The sequence below is a fragment of the Flavicella sp. genome, from assembly GCF_037132785.1.
Lineage (GTDB): Bacteria > Bacteroidota > Bacteroidia > Flavobacteriales > Flavobacteriaceae > Flavicella.
This window is the reverse complement of sequence record NZ_JBAHZZ010000065.1, coordinates 1-18,195: the sequence shown is the minus strand read 5'-3', so window position 1 is coordinate 18,195 and position 18,195 is coordinate 1. Positions and strand designations below refer to the sequence as shown.

Below are 18,195 nucleotides of genomic sequence, written 5' to 3'. Positions count from 1 at the left end.
AAAAACTAAAGGAAAATGAACCAAAAAATAGATCCATAACTAACATAAACAATGAAAATAAGAAAAAAAAATATAAATTTTAGATTTAAAAAGTAAAAATTGAAATCTAAAAATGAAAAGAGCATTATGCAACGGTCTTAAAACATAAATTTTAGATTAAAAAGTCAAAATTGAAATCAAAGAGATCATTATGCAACGGTCTTAATCTCTTTAAATAAAAAACATACTGAATTACAACTCCTCAAGATTAATCCGTTTTTTTCGTAAATTTAAATAATTAAACGGAGGTTTTTAGACAAACTGCCGTATAACTCAGTAAAAAAATATTGAATTTCAATTTTGATGAACAAACGGAAATGTTTTATTGATCTATATATTCTGTAGATACTGTTACTTCAGCAAATTGACGAAACATTTCCATAACTCCACAATACTTCTCCACAGATAATTTAACGGCCTTTTCAATTTTTACCGTAGCAAAATCTGATCCGTAAAACTTAAAAGTCACATGTACTTTTTTATAAAACTTAGGATCAACATCTGTTAGTTCACCAGATACATCAATAGAAAAACCTGCAACCTCTGCCCTCATTTTCTTTAACAAAAACGAAATGTCCATTCCAGCACAACCAGCCAAGGCAGATAACATCATCGCTTTTGGACGAATACCCTTCCCTTCTCCTCCAAATTTTTCAACACCATCGATCAATACTTTTCCTCCAGGTCCTTCTGACTCAAAGTGCATTTTACCCTTCCAATTTAACTTTATATTATGTGTCATCTCTCCAAATTTTCTTTTTTATTTTAAGGATTCGTATACCTGAGCAATCGTTTTATTTTCTTTTTTTTCTTCAATCAAAATCAACTCATCACCAGCTTTTACCTTGCCTATTTGTAAAACCTTAAAATACATTCCTGTTTTATGATTCTGCCAAAACTTTTTTATCATTTTCGCATTGTTAAAGCGCATACCTAACTTTACACAAGGCTCCCTTGGCTTGGTAACCTCAATAATTTCCTCTCCAACTTTATAAGAAGACCCTACATGAATGGAAGTCTCATCCATTCCTTCAATTGATAGATTTTCACCAAACATCTCAAAACACCAATCTAAATTAGGATATAATTCTTTCCAATAAGGATAATAATCAGTACTATAGGTATATAAAGCATTCTCAGGCCCTCCATGATATCTTCTACCTATGACAGCATCTTTTTCTACATCTTCTTTTCCCAATACAATAAAATCAACAGGCTTTTTAAAGATTCCCGTATCTAAAATTGTCCCTTTCCAATTCACTTGTTTACGTTCTCCTAAATTTGTCGCAATTACCTTCATTCTCATTTTTTAATTTAAACAAAACTTTCTAAAACATCTGCAATTTTTCTGTTATCTGATAGTTGAGGAATTTTATTCTGTCCACCAAACTTACCAATAGATTTCATATACTCATGAAAACCACCTTTTTTCACTTTGCTAATAACTAAAGGTTTTAGGATTTTCCCTTCAATTAAATCTAAATAATATATATTTTGAGCTTGCATCGAAGCATCAATTTCATCAGAAAACGTCTGTAAGTCTTTAGGCTCAGTTTCGAACTCAATAAACCATTGGTGATAAGGTAAACCTTCTTTTGGCTCCACTTGTGGAGCAACCGTAAACTCACTAATATTCACCTCAGTCCCCTCCAGAACATCTTTTAATGCTTGCTCAACTTCTTTTCCTATAACATGTTCTCCAAAGGCAGAAATAAAATGTTTAACTCGACCTGTAACACTTATCCTATAAGGTTCTAAAGTTGTAAACTCTATCGTGTCACCAATATTATAGCCCCACAATCCAGCCGTACTACTAATAATTAGCACGTAGTTTACACCTAACTCAACATCCTCAATTGAAATACGACTAGGATTTTCATTAAAAAATTCAGATGCAGGAATAAACTCATAGAACATTCCACTATTCAATTGCAACAGCATTCCTTTATGAACTTGACTATCTTGATAGGCAATAAAACCCTCCGAGGCTGGATACAATTCTATATAATCGATCTTTTTTCCAATCAACGCTTCGAATTTATTTTTATAGGGTTCGAAATTTACTCCTCCATAAATAAAAAAATTAAAATTAGGGAACAGTTCAGATACAGTCTTACCAGTTCTTTCATGTAGTTTTTCAAAATACATTTGTACCCAAGAAGGAATCCCGCTGATTACCCTCATATCTTCATCTACTGTTTCATCAACAATAGCATTTACTTTGGTATCCCAATCTTCAATACAGTTAGTTTTCCAACTTGGCAATCTGTTTTTTTGTAAATATTTAGGTACAAAATGTGCTGCGATACCACTTAACCTACCTAGACTTACGCCATTTTTATCTTCCAAAACAGGACTGCCTTGTAAAAATATCATTTTCCCATCTACAAATGAAGCATCATTCTTTTGCGCAATATAATGTAACAAAGCATTTCGAGCCCCTTCTATATGTGTAGGCATCGATTCCTTAGTAATGGGAATATATTTTGCTCCAGAGGTTGTCCCAGAGGTTTTAGCAAAATATAAAGGTTTTCCCTTCCATAACACATCTCTTTCACCTTCTACAACTCTATCGACATAAGGCCGTAATCCTTCATAATCTACAACAGGTACGTTTGCTTTATAATCTTTATAGGTTTTGATGTTTTCAAAATTATGATCCTTTCCGAAGGCCGTATGTTTTGCTTCTGAAATTAAATTTTGAAATACTTTCTCTTGTGTATCTATAGGCTTCTTAGCCCATTTATATACACTTTTCTGGATGAATTTTGCAAATAGTATTGCAAATGCTGATTTTATACTCATTTATTCGAAATTTATAAAATTTATTGGGTTAACAGAATAACCTTGATACCACATTTCAAAATGTAAATGCGGTCCTGTACTATATTCTCCACTCGAACCTGCCATAGAAATCACTTCACCTGATTTTACTAGATCTCCTTGATTTCTATACAATATTTCATTATGCTTATAAACAGATAAATATTTATTTGCATGTTCTATAATCACTACATAACCTGTTTCAACCGACCATTCTGCAAAAATGATAGTGCCACTAGCTATAGCTTTTACCCCTGTGCCTTTCGCTACCGCAATATCCACAGCAAAATGTTTGTCTTTTACACTATATCCATCTGTTACAATCCCTTTTACAGGAGCATAAAATACCACATCATCAGAATAACTCGTTTCAAAATCAAACAAACCAAAACGATCTTCTCTTTCAACAGCTTCTCTGAAAATAGAATCTTTAGAAGATCTCATCATTAATTGTTCAGAATGCTTAGAAACTTCTGCAAATGGTATTTCATTCGCCAATTCTCCGATTTTTTTTTGTGATAAAACCTGAAAGGTTAAACTATCAATAATTACCTCTTTAAGAAATAAAGATGCATTCAGGGATATCACTTCCTTTTGATGCATCGTTGTTAAATTTATCTCGTTTTCCGCATACTCTTTCTTCAACAACTCACGAATTTCTTTCCTTGTGTTTTTAGTGTTTTTATCTTGAAGAGCAATAATTGTTTTCTTTTCTATAGATAACGATTGCATATTGTTCTTCGACTCTAGTTCTTTTAAGGTTATTTGTTTTTTTAATGCTGAAATTTCTCTATGGTAAGAAAGTAAATTCAAATTCAATTTTTGAAGAGAATCTTCTTGTCTTTCAATTGTAGAAACAAATTCCTCCTTCAATTGATTCAAATCATTTTTTTGTAAATCTTGTAAAGAAACTTTCGAGCTTTGATATTTTAACTGCAACAAATCAATCTCATTTTTATAATAAGCTTTATAAGTACTGTCCATTTTACTGCGAATTTCCGCAATCAAAGAGGTAATAGAATCAGTTCTAACCGGGAATTTTAAAGCGAAAATTTCGTCAATTTCAACGTTTTTATAAGGAAGAGAAATATCAATTATCGTGTCTTTTCCAATTAGAATAGGACGAATAGCTTCAGTAAATTTTGTAAGTGTTATTACTTCGGATTGTAAAGAATCAAGTTTATAAAACAAAAAACTAGCTTGCTTTTTTAACTTGCTTGAAGAGTATCCCGGTATATATTCCTTTAATGGAGTAAACGCAATGAGAAACAGAGTAATAACAATCAAAAAAATACTAAATATACTTCCAAAAACAAAGACATTTAAACGTGTTAATTTAAATGAAAACCTTTCTTCAAAAGAAGATTCATTTAGCACCACCAACCTAAACTTCTTCGTTAATTTAGATTTTAATTTGTTCTTTTTTTTTTTCATTTAATAATACAAATATAATTAAGTATGATATAGAAAATTTGTTATTTATAAAAATTCATTTTATCTACATACTCCCATACTTTTAGAGGCATAAGAGGTTTTACGTTTTTTCCTTCGAGAATAGATTTTCTAATATGAGTTGAAGATATTTCTACGATAGGTGCATAAATTTTATAAATAAATTTTTGAGAGAAAGTCAATTCTTTTCTGTTTTCAAAAATCCTAGGATACACATAAATATTATGATTATTTATAATCTCTTCATGGTTTTTCCACTTGTGAAGGTTTTGTAAATTATCTTCTCCCATAATCAAACTAAATTGGTGATTAGGATATTTCTCTTGCACATGAGCTAGAGTATGAATAGTATAAGAAGGTTTAGATAATTGAAATTCAATATCTGTAGGTTTGATCTTTGGATAATCTTCCGTAGCCTGATACACCATTTCTAACCGTTGATAATTATCTAACAACGTTGCTTTCTTTTTAAAAGGATTATGGGGGGTAACAACCATCCAAACTTCATCCAAATCAGAATTCTCAACCATGTGGTTTGCAATAATCAAATGCCCCACATGTATAGGGTTAAAGGTTCCAAAATACAGTCCTATATTCATAGTCAATTAATTTTGAATAAAATTATTCACAAGATTAAACGCTTCTTTTTTTGCTAACTCTAATTCATCATTTATTAAAATCACATCAAAATTCTTGGCATATCCAATTTCTTCTTCTGCTTTTGCTACACGCTCAATAATTTTATCTTCACTATCTGTCTGTCGTATTCTCAAACGTTTTTCCATTTCTTTAATAGAAGGAGGTTGTACAAAAATAGCCAGAGTTTCCTCTGGAAATTGTTTTTTTATATTTAAGCCTCCTATTACATCAATATCGAAAACAACGTGTTTTCCGATGCTCCATATACGCTCCAACTCAGATTTTAAAGTTCCATAAAAGTTGTTGGTATATACCTCTTCCCATTCTAAAAAAGCATCTCCATCAGCCTTTGTTTTGAAATCCTCTAGACTTAAAAAATAATAATCTTTTCCATGTTCTTCTTTTCCTCTTGCTTGTCTTGAAGTGGCGGAGATAGAAAATTCTAAATCCAATGCTTCTTCACTTAACAAATACCTAACAATTGTAGTTTTTCCGGAGCCCGAAGGAGCTGAAAAAACAATTAATTTTCCTTTTGCCATGATATACAATCTTAAAAGTCTTTGAATTATAAAATATTCAAGACTTGTTCTTTTATTTTTTCTAATTCGTTCTTCATCTGCACCACCACTTGTTGCATCGTAGCATAATTAGATTTAGAACCTGTTGTATTTATTTCTCTACCAATTTCTTGAACAATAAAACCTAATTTTTTACCATCTGATTTTTCATTATTCAACTCTTCTAAGAAATAATCCAAGTGATTTGCTAAACGAACTTTTTCCTCATTGATATCTAATTTTTCAAGATAATAAATCAATTCTTGTTCAAATCGATTTTCGTCAATCGTAATTTTTAATTCATCAATCGCCTTTCTCAAACGATCTTTTACATGATTCAATCTTTCTTTATCTAATTTTTCAATTTCAACAAGGAATCCTTGAATATTTTGAATACGCTCTCTAAAATCGGCTTCTAAAGAATGTGCTTCGTCTTTTCTATATTGAACAATTTCTTGAATTGCCGTATCTATTCCAATACTAATTTTCTCCCATTCTGATTCGTCAATTTCTTCACGAATAGTTTGTAAAGCATCTGGTAATCGCATAGCTATTTCCAAAAAATGAATTTCATCACCTTCAGAAAGTTCCTTTAACTCTTTTATATACCCTCCAATGACTTGCTGATTTATAACAGTTTGAGTCTCTTCTCCCGTTATCTCAACATAAATAGAAAAATCTACTTTCCCTCTCACCAAACTAGATGCTAACAGCTTTCTAATACCCAATTCCTTCTCTCTATAATATGAGGGCATTCTTGTATTTAAGTCTAAGTTTTTACTGTTAAGAGATTTTACTTCTATTGTAATTTTTTTGGTAGGTAATTGCAACACTGCTTTCCCATAACCAGTCATGGATTGTATCATTGATTGAATCTAAAAATTAGGCAAATTTACTGTTTTTAAACTAGATTCTCCCTTAAGTTAAAATAAGTAATTCTTTAGTAAACCTGAGAACATCACTTAACTACAGTAGTTGTTTTCACAGGCTTTGTTACCAAATACACCCCTATAAAAATAATCAAGGTTATTGAAACTTTAACTACTGACAGCGAATCACTTCCTACTAAAAGGGCATAGGCAGAAGCAAAAACTGGATGCAAATACACAAATACACTAACCGTAGTTGGTTTCAGTTTTGTCAAGGCAAATAAATTAAATAAATAGTTGATAAACGTGGTAAAAACTATGATAAACAATAATTCAAAATAAATTGGTCTTGGCATAGCTATCCAGTCTACAAGCAGTATTTCTTTATAAGAAAACGGCAATACTATAAAAATACTCAAAGTATACATCCATTTAACTAGATGAATAGGGTTGTACTTTACGAGTAACGTTTTTACAATAACTAAATATAACCCATAAAATGAAGCATTTAAAAAAACGTAAAAATTACCTATTATAGCCCCAGAATCGCCTTCTAAATCTTGCTTATAAGTAATCAATACAAAAGCACCAATCAACCCAATAATCAATCCCAAAATTCTGGTTTTCACTATTTTTTCTTTTAAAAAAATCAAAGAAAACACAAACACCATCAAAGGTGTAGCCACGCCAATTGCAGAAGCTATAATTGGAAGTGCCGTATTTAATCCTTTGTAAAAAAACAACATATTTACACTGGTTCCCAGTAAGGCACAAATAACAATTCTTCCGTAATCACGACGTTCAATTTTTTCGCGTTTAATAAAAAAACTAACTAACCAAAATAAAATTGCAGTACCAATTACTCTAAAAAATATGAGCGCATGAGGTTTGATAAAAACAGGCATCAAATCTTTTGCTATCGTATAGGATGCACCATAAATAACAGCTGTTGAAAAAGCCGCTAACAAAGCGAGTAATCGTACGTTCATTTTTTACTTTTTTATAATACAAAGATGCCTATTTTTTTTGTTTGTACTAATGGAATGACAAATTAGTTTGTTTCTAAAAAACGTACATTTACCGATGAAAATCATACAAATGGAAAATAAAAAAAACATTTTAGTCATCCGTCTTTCAGCAATGGGAGATGTTGCGATGACAGCGGTTGTTATCAAAGCATTTTTAGATCAAAATCCGAATGTAAAAATAACCATGTTATCAAGAGCATTTTTAAAACCACTTTTTGAGGATATTCCAAATATAGATTTTCATACTGCGGACACAAAAGGAAAACACAAGGGTTTTTTTGGAGTATTTAAGCTTTACAAAGAATTAAAAATACGAAAAATAGACAAAATTGCTGATCTTCATAACGTAATGAGGTCAAGAATTTTAAGTCTCTTTTTCACAGGAACAAAAACAGCAACATTAGACAAAGGAAGGGCTAAAAAAAAAGCATTGACCTCCATAGAAAATAAAGTATTTACACAATTAAAAACAACTCACGAACGTTATGCCGATGTATTTAGAAAACTCGGTTATACTGTAGATTTATCAAAAATAACATTCTCTAAACCAAATCCATTAAACGATAATTTACACAAAACACTAAACCATACCAAAAAAAAACTTATTGGTATTGCTCCCTTTGCGCAACACAAGAGTAAAGAATATCCTATGGATTTAATGGAAAAGGTGATTCAACAAATCTCTCAAAATTCCAATACCTCGATTTTATTATTTGGTGGAGGGCAAAAGGAAATAGAACAACTAACAGTATTTTCAGAAAAATTTGATACTGTTATTTGTATTGCAGGTAAAATAAAATTGAAAGAAGAATTATTACTTATCTCAAACTTAGATTGTATGTTGAGCATGGATTCTGGCAACGGTCATTTCTCTGCGCTTTATGGAATCCCAACGATAACTTTATGGGGAGGTACACATCCATATGCGGGTTTTGCTCCTTTTAACCAATCTGCATCAAACTCATTTATTCCTGACTTAAAAAAATATCCTCATATCCCTTATACGGTTTATGGAAACAAAATATTAGTGGGATATGAGGATGCGATGAGAACGATTCATCCAAATGTTATTTCTGATAAAATACTTGAGATTATTTTTTAAACAGAACTCTATAAATTCGCTATAGCTTGAACATATACTGTGTAGTTTACAGAATTAATATGTTCTGAATAATATGGATATAAAATCATAACCTTATAGGTTAAGACTCTTTAGGAAGTATTTTGTTTCCGAAAATAATTAAAATAGCAACTCCTATAGAAATGGCAGAATCGGCGATATTAAAAATTGCATTAAAAAAAGTAAAATTATTTCCTCCAAATTTTGGAATCCATGAAGGAAGCACTCCTTCCCACATAGGGAAATAAAGCATATCAACCACTTTACCATGAAAAACTTGACCATAAGGTTCTTGTGAAAAAAGTGTAGCTATTTGATAATAAGAATGGTCAAAAATAACTCCGTAAAAAACAGAATCAAGAATATTCCCTAGCGCCCCAGAAAAAATTAAGGAGATAGAGATTATTAAAAGCTGATGTCTCTTTTTCTTAACTGAAGTATATAGCCAATATCCAATTCCTCCAATAGCACACAACCGAAAAAGAGTTAAAATTAATTTCCCTATTTCTCCTCCAAGTTCAACGCCCCAAGCGGCACCATTGTTTTCAATAAAATGGATTCTAAACCAGTCGAAAACATAAATTTCTTCTCCCAACATAAAATTCGTTTTGATCCAAATTTTACTAATTTGATCAATGGTCAAAACTGCGATAATTATTAAAATTGCTTTCTTCAAAATGCTAACTATTTTACATAAAAACAACTTTTCTATCTTAGCAATAAAGAAGTTGTCTCTTCTATTTTATATACGAAAAATTACGATTGTTTCATTTTCGCTTCCATACTTAATGTTGCGTGAGGAACCAACCTCAGACGCTCTTTCTGGATTAATTTTCCTGTAACTCTACAAACCCCGTATGTTTTGTTTTCAATGCGCAACAACGCATTATTCAAGTCACGAATAAACTTCTCTTGACGAATAGCTAATTGAACATTTGCCTCTTTTGCCACGGTCTCAGCACCTTCTTCAAAGGCTTTAAAAGTTGGCGAGGTATCCTCTGTTCCGTTGTTACTGTCATTTTTGTATGCATCATTCAGGATATCTAAATCCTCCTGTGCTCTTGCAATTTTTTTAAAAATAATTTCTTTAAATTCATTTAAATCATCCTCACAAAATTGTGCTCTTACATTTTCTTTCATAGTTATTAATTTTTACTAATCAGAAGTTTACTTTTTATATCATCGAACTCTATTTCTACTCCTTCAGAAATCAATGCAGCAAACTCTAATGAGCTAGTTAACGTTTCTCTTTTTATGTAATCCTCGTTTTCTAATACCGCTTCTTTTAAAACAGCATTGTATTCGATTTTCAATTGTATTTTATCGGTAACTTCAAAACCAGAATCCTTACGAAGATTCTGAATACGGTTAATTAATTCTCGTGCAACTCCTTCTTTCCTCAGCTGATCGTTTATAGTAACATCCAAAGCAACAGTTAAACCTCCTTGATTTGCGACCAACCAGCCTTCTATATCCTGAGAAGAAATCTCAACTTCATCAAATGTTAAATCTACAAAATTTCCATTTATCTCTAAAGAAATTTTACCTTCTTTTTCAATAGTTGTGATATCTTCCTGTGTGAGTTTTTTAACCGCTTCTCCTACAGATCGCATCTCTTTTCCGTATTTTGGTCCCAAAACTTTAAAGTTTGGTTTGATGTTTTTCACCAGAATTCCAGAAGCATCATCAATCAATTCAATTTCTTTAACGTTTACTTCAGAGATAATCAAATCTTGAATTGCTAAAATATCTTCACGATCTCTTTCGTCTAAGATAGGAATCATTACTTTTTGTAAAGGCTGTCTTACTTTAATCATTTCCTTTTTACGCAACGACAATACCATAGAAGAAATTTGCTGTGCTTTTTTCATTTTTCGTTCTAAAGAGGTATCAATACAAGCTTCGTTTACTACAGGAAACTCTTCTAAATGGACAGATTCAACTGCATTACCATCAACTGCATTTGTCAAGTCTTTATACAAATTATCCATAAAGAAAGGAGCAATGGGAGCACTCAGTTTTGCAACTGTAATCATACAAGTATATAAGGTTTGATATGCTGAAATTTTATCCTGTTCGTATTCCCCTTTCCAAAAGCGTCTTCTACACAAACGAACATACCAGTTACTTAAATTTTCAGTTACAAATTCTTGAATTGCTCTTGCCGCTTTTGTAGGTTCATAATTATCGTAAAATTTATCTACATTTTTTACCAATGTATTCAATTCAGAAAGCACCCACCTATCAATTTCTGGTCTATCAGAAATTTCTATATCTGCTTCCGAATAACTAAAATTATCTAGATTTGCATATAGAGAAAAGAAAGAATAGGTATTGTATAAAGTTCCAAAGAATTTTCTTCGAACTTCATCTATACCATCCATATCAAATTTTAAGTTATCCCAAGGATTTGCATTTGCAATCATATACCACCTTGTAGCATCTGGACCAAATTTATCCATCGTAACAAATGGATCTACTCCATTGCCCAAACGCTTCGACATTTTTTTACCATGTTTATCCAACACCAGTCCGTTTGAAACTACGTTTTTATACGCAACCGAATCAAATACCATTGAACTGATCGCATGCAAGGTATAGAACCATCCACGAGTTTGATCTACTCCTTCAGCGATAAAATCTGCTGGAAAAAATTTATTGTTGTCAATTAATTCTTTGTTTTCAAAAGGATAATGCCATTGTGCATAGGGCATAGCTCCTGAATCAAACCAAACGTCAATTAAATCAGCTTCACGCTTCATTGGCTTTCCCGAAGGAGACACCAAGGTAATCTGATCTACTATGTTTTTATGTAAGTCAATTTTATCATAATTTTCCTCAGACATATCCCCAACAATAAAATTAGCAAATATATCTTCAGACTCAACTCCAGCTGTAACAGCTTTTTGGATTTCGGCTTTTAACTCTTCAACAGAACCTATTAAAATTTCTTCAGTTCCATCTTCTGTTCTCCAAATAGGCAACGGAACTCCCCAGTAGCGAGAACGAGATAAATTCCAGTCGTTTGCATTTTTCAACCAATTTCCAAAACGCCCTTCTCCTGTAGATTTTGGCTTCCAGTTGATGGTTTCGTTTAGGTCAAACATCTGATCTCTTTTCTCAGTCACTTTTACAAACCAAGAATCTAATGGGTAATACAAAATTGGCTTATCCGTTCTCCAGCAATGTGGATAACTATGCTTGTATTTTTCTACATTAAATGCTTTGTTTTCTTCTTTTAATTGAATCGCAATTTCAACATCTACAGATCTCTCAGGAGCTTTTCCATCGTTATAATATTCGTTCTTAACATATTTTCCTGCATAAGGGCCTACATGTGAAGTAAATTTACCTTGTAAGTTTACCAAAGGAATTGGATTGTCATTTTCGTCCAATACCAACATTGGCGGTACTTCTGGAACTGCTTGTTTTGCAACCAAAGCGTCATCCGCACCAAAAGTAGGTGCTGTATGTACAATTCCTGTTCCATCTTCGGTAGTCACAAAATCTCCAGAAATAACTCTAAATGCATTTTCAGGGTTTTCATATGGCAAGGCATAGGGTAACAATTGTTCAAATTTAGAACCAACTAAGTCCAATCCTTTGCATTCATCAACTATGATAAAAGGAATTTTCTTATCTCCATTGTTATAATTTGCTAAATCTGTTTCGTTTTCAACTGCCGTAAATTTTTTCCCAAATTGTTTTCCTACTAATGCTTTTGCTAAAATAACTGTTATAGGATCAAATGTATATTGATTAAAAGACTTTACAGCCACATAATCAATCTTTGCTCCTACTGTTAATGCAGTATTAGACGGTAAAGTCCAAGGAGTTGTTGTCCATGCTAAAAAATGAACATCTCCGTTTATCTTTTGTAAACTTTCTGGCAATGTGTTTTTTACAGCTTTAAACTGTGCAACTATGGTTGTATCTGTAATGTCTTGATATGCACCAGGCTGATTGATTTCGTGTGAACTCAAACCAGTACCTGCTTTAGGTGAGTAAGGCTGAATCGTATATCCCTTGTACATCAAGTTTTTTTTGTACAACTGAGACAGCAACCACCACACACTTTCCATGTATTTTGGTTTATAAGTAACATATGGATCTTCCATGTCTACCCAGTACCCAATTCTTTCTGTTAGGTTATTCCAAACATCTGTATATTTCATGACTGCTTTTCTACAAGCATCATTGTATTCTTTAATAGAAATTTTTGTTCCAATATCCTCTTTGGTAATTCCCAGTTCTTTTTCAACTCCTAATTCAACCGGTAAACCATGTGTATCCCAGCCAGCTTTACGCTCAACTTTAAATCCTTTCATGGTTTTATATCTAGGAAAAATATCTTTAATAGTACGGCCAATTACGTGATGAATACCAGGTAAACCGTTTGCAGAGGGTGGTCCTTCAAAAAACACAAAAGGTTTTTTACCTTCTCTACTGCTAATACTCTTTTGGAAAACATCATTTTCTTTCCAAAATATTAGTATCTCATCAGCTACATTTGTTAAACTTAATCCTTTGTATTCTCTAAATTTAGCACTCATTATTCCTTGAATTCAATTGAATTGCGAAAATACATATTTTCTGTGAGAATTAACCAGCATTTTTGCGTTAAGAAAACATTAGCTAAAAAGCTAAAAATGAAGACTTACAGAAGTAGATAGATGAATTTAATAAAGATTTTTGAATTCTATTTTGGAGTTGATATTTCGCTTTCCGAAACAATCGAATAGTTTCTTTTATTGTATCAAAATAGCTAAAATCAGATTGTAAAGGACTCTTACCACTTAGTTTAAGGTCTAGAAAAAACAATGTCATTTCCACATTCTAATAAATAATTTATCTACTAGTTTTAGTCATATTATCAGCGACAACAATAATGTAGTTTGCTATACTTTTTCTTTCTTCTTTAGTTTTTTCTTCCCACTCCGACATTGTTAGAGTTGTAATGGTTTTGATACTTAAACCGGGCTTAATTTTGTTTACCCACCATACAATTCCTCTATAATTATTGGAGTGATACGCTCCTTCAAAGTGTAAATAGATATCTCCTTCATTAAAATTATTTACAGAAAACATTGCCATTGTAGCATCTTTTGACGCTTGTGCCATTTGAATATTATCCATAGTTGATGGAATATGTCCGCCCATCTTGTCTTTCATGTCTTCATACACGCTTGCGTCGTAAAACTCCTGTACTGGTCCTATCATTGCTTTAGCTTCATGACTCAACTTATCAAACGCTCCCATACCTTCTTTATAAATCATAGAGGCATAACGACGAGGAATATTTGAAGCAATAAAACGAAGTTTATTCTCTTTAGCAAACTCCACTAACGGTTTATAATCTGTTTGATAGTTTTGCCATAGTTGAGTTATTTCTACTAACATTTTATTCTCAGGATAAAAACCCGCTAAATATTCATCTAAAACCAATTGATTTCCATTTTCGAACATCTCTGCTCCTAGGAAAAGCTTTTCTCCTTTAACTTCGTAAAGCGCTTCTGTTAATTCTATCTGCAACCAGTGAGAAATAGGGTTGGTATGATATTCTCCGAAAAAAATCATATCACTATCAGCTAAATCCTTTACCATTTTTCTGAATTTAACCTCCCTTCCCTTTTTATTATAAAGTTTATATGCGGGTTTATCTTGAGCAAATAAAATATTAGAGCCCATTAGTATTGATGTCAGAATTAAAAGTAATTTTTTCATTTATATATAATTTAATTTTTTGAAGTAAATGTTTTGTCTCGTCAAATTAACGAAAAATCTTTTTACTATTGATACCACACACCAATTCAATATCAACACAAGAATAATAAGTTTCACCATCTGCTACTTTTTTCTCCCCAACCCAGCAAAAACACTAACTTAAAAGTTTGATTCTGCCCAGTCTATTTTAAGACTAGAGCTATTAAACAAATTGATAATCGCTATATTAGCACTTTAGTTGCAAACAGAACCTATGGAATTCTTTCAAAAAAATTCACTCTTTACTAATTATCTTAAAATTTCAGAACATCTTTTCAAATGGTTGTTGATAGCAATCATCTCAGGTGTTTTTGTAGGTTCGGCATCAGCATTATTACTTGAATCTTTGTATTATGTTACAGACTTGAGAGAAACCAATAAATGGATTATTGCTTTTTTACCTATTGCAGGTTTGCTAATCGGATTGATGTATCACTATTGGGGAAAAAGCGTTGTAAAAGGCAATAATTTACTGATTGATGAAATTCATAGCCCAAAGGATATTATCCCATTAAAAATGGCTCCGTTAGTATATATAGGAACCATACTTACACATCTTTTTGGCGGATCTGCAGGGCGAGAGGGAACCGCCATCCAAATGGGTGGAGCTTTAGTAGATCAAATCTCTAAAATCTTTAAATTTAGTAATGAGAATCGGAAGATTGTTATAGTAATAGGAGTCTCAGCTGGTTTTGCCTCTGTTTTCGGAACACCATTGGCAGGAGCTATCTTTGCTTTAGAGGTTCTTATCGTTGGTAGAATGCGTTATGAAGCTATCGTTCCTAGTTTTCTTGCTGCCGTAGTTGCAGATTATGTTTGTTTGGCCTGGGGTGTACACCACTCACATTATATAATTGACCTAGTACCTGAAATGGATAGCATTACTTTTTTGGTAGCCATATTAAGTGGTGTTTTCTTTGGTCTCGCTGGAAGAGTATTCTCTAAGGGAATTCCTTTTTTTCAGGGTTTTGCAAACAAAATAAAATATCCACCCTTACGTCCATTTATTGGAGGTATATTTATAGCCTTAACGGTGTTCATCATGGGAACTACCAAATACATAGGTTTGGGTGTTCCTACCATAGAAGAATCCTTTGTAAACCCTTTGCCTTTTTATGATTTTGCTGTAAAAATACTACTTACCACTTTTACCATAGCTGTTGGATTTAAAGGAGGAGAAGTAACTCCTTTATTTTTTATTGGCGCTACCTTAGGAAATGCTTTAGCATTGTTCTTACCATTACCCATGGCTTTACTGGCAGGAATGGGATTTGTAGCTGTGTTTTCTGGAGCTACCAATACTCCTATTGCCTGTACTATGATGGGTATTGAATTGTTTGGGATAGAATCAGGTGTATTTATCGGAATTGCCTGTATTGTTGCTTATCTATTTTCTGGTCATTCTGGAATCTATTCTTCTCAAATTATTGGAAGTACTAAAAGTCAACATTTAGCACACCAAAAGGGGAAATTATTAAAAGAGGTTTAATTGTTTTGACTTTTCAAATATCAAAACGACCTCTTACTTCAAATAAAAACATTTCTTTTTATAATCGATCACGGCTTTTGTATTGATCAAAATATCGGCTCCTAGGATTCCGTTGATTGGCTTTGCATTGTGTTTAATTAGCGCCTGATTTACATGTGACATATCAAAAACAACCAAATCACATTTATTTGTTTTCCATCCTGCCATTTTCAATTTGTTTCTCATAGATTTTAAAGTCTTCATTCCTAAAGCTCCTGCACCTGCAGCCTTTACCTTAGAGTCACTTGTTTTAAGACTAAAGAGCTCTACATCATCAAAACCCACACAAGAGTTGGATGCTCCAGTATCCAATATAAACCTACCTTTAACTCCGTTCAATTTTACCTTTACAACCATATGGTTTGTTTTCGTAATTTTTATTGGAATCTGATTGTATCCTTTTTTCAATAAGGTTTTTTTTAGATTTGACATTTTAGAGTATTTTTGCCAAAGATATTAATGAGCATTGATATTATAGAATAAAGGTTAAGTAAATTTTATTCTAACGAAATTCACTACTCAATAAAAAATATTCTCCTTAAAAAATGATAATTACAGATACACACACACATTTATATAGCGATCAATTTGATGATGATAGACCTGAAGTAATTCAACGTGCCATTGATAGTGGTGTCAGTCGTTTTTTTATTCCTGCTATTGACAGTAGCTATACCCAATCTATGTTGGAGTTAGAAGCTGAATTTTCTGAAAACATTTTTTTAATGATGGGATTACACCCTACTCATGTAAAAGAAAATGTAGAAGATGAATTAGCTCTTGTTAAAGAATGGATTGAAAAACGGAAGTTTTATGCAATTGGAGAAATTGGGATCGACTTGTACTGGGATAAAACTTACCTAAAGCAACAGAAGCATGCTTTTAGAACCCAAATTCAATGGGCGAAAGAAAAAAACATGCCTATTAACATTCATTGTAGAAATGCCTTTGACGAAATTTTTGAAATTCTAGAAGAAGAAAAAGCAGAAGATCTTTTTGGGATTTTCCATTGCTTTACAGGAAACCTTGAACAGGCAAAGCAAGCAGTATCCTTAAATATGAAATTAGGGATTGGTGGGGTTGTCACTTTTAAAAATGGAAAAATCAATAAATTCCTGAATGAGATTCAACTTTCTGAAATTGTACTCGAAACAGATGCTCCTTACCTAGCTCCAACTCCCTACCGAGGAAAAAGAAACGAAAGCAGCTATCTAACTCAAATAATTGATAAATTGGTTGATATTTACGGGATTACTCCAGAAGAAATTGCTGAGATTACGACTCAAAATTCAAAAGATGTTTTTGGTATTTAAAAAAGAAAGGGTTTATAAAAATTTGAAAAGATGAAACTAGAAAAAATAACTGTAACAACTCCAATCGGTATTGCAAAAATTAATGGAGATATAGATGGAATTAGATCCATCACATTTACAGATAAAAAAACACCACCAACAAAAATTATTCCTGTAGTCTTACAAGACTGTGTTACTCAGTTAGAAGAATATTTTAAGGGTACTAGAACTGAATTCACTGTAAAATTAAATCCTCAAGGAACCGATTTTCAAAGAAGATCCTGGAAAAGTTTACAAGCCATATCTTTCGGTAAAACAATGAATTATTCAGAACAGAGTACTATTTTAAACAAACCAAAAGCTATTAGAGCCGTTGCAAATGCAAACGGTAAAAATTTACTAGCTATCTTAATCCCCTGTCATAGAATCATTGGTTCAGATGGCTCTTTAACAGGTTATGCTTGGGGATTATGGAGAAAAGAATGGCTTTTAAATCATGAAAGTAAATGCAAACAGCAATCCTTATTTTAATTTTTCTTTAAGATTATACACTTTTTATATATTTTTCAAAAATTGACTTCCTAAACTCAAATTTTTTTGAGCCATTAAAAATTTTAAATGCAAATTCGGGTTTTATTAAAAAAACTACTTTCATGTTTTATCTTGTTTAGTTTGAAATTGAAAAGAACACTCCGAAATTATTGGGGGCTAAACTACACCTGAACAATGTTTTTACAAACTTTTCAAAAAGTAAAAAAACCTTGATTATCTTACCACAGACCTATATTCTCCATTGGCAGATATAAAAGCAGATATTTGTGATTTACCCTTTAAAGACAACAGCTATGACGTGATCTTCTGCAATCATGTACTAGAGCATATCAAAAATGATAAAAAAGCAATGCAAGAACTCTACCGTATTTTAAAACCTGGTGGAATTGGTGTTTTTCAAATTCCTCAAGAATTGGATAGAGATACTACTTACGAAGATTTATCAATTACGTCACCGGAGGAACGAAAAAAACATTTTGGACAATACGACCATGTACGGGTATATGGCAAAGATTATTTTGACAAATTAAAAA

17 protein-coding genes and 1 pseudogene are annotated in these 18,195 nt (G+C 32.1%); 5 read left to right on the top strand and 13 right to left on the bottom strand.

From position 1 onward, the window contains the following. Positions 1-361 precede the first annotated feature (361 nt). From V5787_RS04170 to V5787_RS04135, 8 genes are all read right to left on the bottom strand, one after another. Entirely contained in the window at positions 362-781 is a 420-nt protein-coding gene (locus V5787_RS04170) for an OsmC family protein (protein WP_336892013.1), read from the bottom strand. An 18-nt stretch (positions 782-799) separates the two neighbouring features. Continuing rightward, positions 800-1,345, bottom strand: a complete 546-nt coding sequence (locus V5787_RS04165; protein ID WP_336892012.1) for an MOSC domain-containing protein — start codon at positions 1,343-1,345, stop codon at positions 800-802. Positions 1,346-1,353: 8 nt separating this feature from the next. Further along, on the bottom strand, positions 1,354-2,844 hold the full coding sequence (locus V5787_RS04160; RefSeq protein ID WP_336892011.1) for a GH3 auxin-responsive promoter family protein: 1,491 nt from the start codon (positions 2,842-2,844) through the stop codon (positions 1,354-1,356). Next, positions 2,845-4,296 carry a peptidoglycan DD-metalloendopeptidase family protein gene (locus tag V5787_RS04155; protein ID WP_336892010.1) on the bottom strand — a complete coding sequence of 484 codons (1,452 nt, stop codon included), beginning with the start codon at positions 4,294-4,296 and terminating at the stop codon, positions 2,845-2,847. A 41-nt stretch (positions 4,297-4,337) separates the two neighbouring features. Continuing rightward, positions 4,338-4,913, bottom strand: a complete 576-nt coding sequence (gene nadD, locus V5787_RS04150) for a nicotinate (nicotinamide) nucleotide adenylyltransferase (protein ID WP_336892009.1) — start codon at positions 4,911-4,913, stop codon at positions 4,338-4,340. A gap of 6 nt (positions 4,914-4,919) precedes the next feature. After that, entirely contained in the window at positions 4,920-5,492 is a 573-nt protein-coding gene (gene gmk, locus V5787_RS04145) for a guanylate kinase (RefSeq protein WP_336892008.1), read from the bottom strand. A 26-nt stretch (positions 5,493-5,518) separates the two neighbouring features. Beyond that, positions 5,519-6,376, bottom strand: a complete 858-nt coding sequence (locus V5787_RS04140; RefSeq protein WP_336892007.1) for a DUF1732 domain-containing protein — start codon at positions 6,374-6,376, stop codon at positions 5,519-5,521. A gap of 92 nt (positions 6,377-6,468) precedes the next feature. Further along, complete coding sequence (locus V5787_RS04135; protein WP_336892006.1) at positions 6,469-7,368, bottom strand: DMT family transporter; 900 nt, start codon at positions 7,366-7,368, stop codon at positions 6,469-6,471. 109 nt (positions 7,369-7,477) lie between these two features. Here V5787_RS04135 and V5787_RS04130 point away from each other — a divergent pair, with 109 nt between their 5' ends. Next, a complete protein-coding gene (locus V5787_RS04130; protein ID WP_336892005.1) occupies positions 7,478-8,509 on the top strand; it encodes a glycosyltransferase family 9 protein in 1,032 nt (343 codons plus the stop codon). A 100-nt stretch (positions 8,510-8,609) separates the two neighbouring features. Here V5787_RS04130 and V5787_RS04125 read toward each other — a convergent pair whose 3' ends face one another. From V5787_RS04125 to V5787_RS04110, 4 genes are all read right to left on the bottom strand, one after another. Beyond that, positions 8,610-9,203, bottom strand: coding sequence for a lipoprotein signal peptidase (locus V5787_RS04125; protein WP_336892004.1), 594 nt, complete (start codon positions 9,201-9,203; stop codon positions 8,610-8,612). Between the two features lie 80 nt (positions 9,204-9,283). After that, entirely contained in the window at positions 9,284-9,667 is a 384-nt protein-coding gene (locus V5787_RS04120) for a TraR/DksA C4-type zinc finger protein (RefSeq protein ID WP_336892003.1), read from the bottom strand. 5 nt (positions 9,668-9,672) lie between these two features. Continuing rightward, entirely contained in the window at positions 9,673-13,080 is a 3,408-nt protein-coding gene (gene ileS, locus V5787_RS04115; RefSeq protein WP_336892002.1) for an isoleucine--tRNA ligase, read from the bottom strand. A 295-nt stretch (positions 13,081-13,375) separates the two neighbouring features. Continuing rightward, entirely contained in the window at positions 13,376-14,251 is an 876-nt protein-coding gene (locus V5787_RS04110) for a ChaN family lipoprotein (protein ID WP_336892001.1), read from the bottom strand. A 253-nt stretch (positions 14,252-14,504) separates the two neighbouring features. Here V5787_RS04110 and V5787_RS04105 point away from each other — a divergent pair, with 253 nt between their 5' ends. Then, positions 14,505-15,779, top strand: coding sequence for a voltage-gated chloride channel family protein (locus V5787_RS04105; RefSeq protein ID WP_336892000.1), 1,275 nt, complete (start codon positions 14,505-14,507; stop codon positions 15,777-15,779). A 33-nt stretch (positions 15,780-15,812) separates the two neighbouring features. Here the strand turns inward: V5787_RS04105 and V5787_RS04100 are convergent, their stop codons facing one another. Further along, positions 15,813-16,250, bottom strand: a complete 438-nt coding sequence (locus V5787_RS04100; RefSeq protein WP_336891999.1) for a retropepsin-like aspartic protease — start codon at positions 16,248-16,250, stop codon at positions 15,813-15,815. A 113-nt stretch (positions 16,251-16,363) separates the two neighbouring features. Between V5787_RS04100 and V5787_RS04095 the strand changes: the two genes are divergently transcribed. The 3 genes and pseudogenes from V5787_RS04095 to V5787_RS04085 all read left to right on the top strand — a co-directional run. Next, positions 16,364-17,131, top strand: a complete 768-nt coding sequence (locus tag V5787_RS04095; RefSeq protein WP_336891998.1) for a TatD family hydrolase — start codon at positions 16,364-16,366, stop codon at positions 17,129-17,131. A gap of 30 nt (positions 17,132-17,161) precedes the next feature. After that, on the top strand, positions 17,162-17,641 hold the full coding sequence (locus V5787_RS04090; protein ID WP_336891997.1) for a methylated-DNA--[protein]-cysteine S-methyltransferase: 480 nt from the start codon (positions 17,162-17,164) through the stop codon (positions 17,639-17,641). A 187-nt stretch (positions 17,642-17,828) separates the two neighbouring features. Further along, positions 17,829-18,195: pseudogene (locus V5787_RS04085) on the top strand (class I SAM-dependent methyltransferase); the annotation flags it as partial.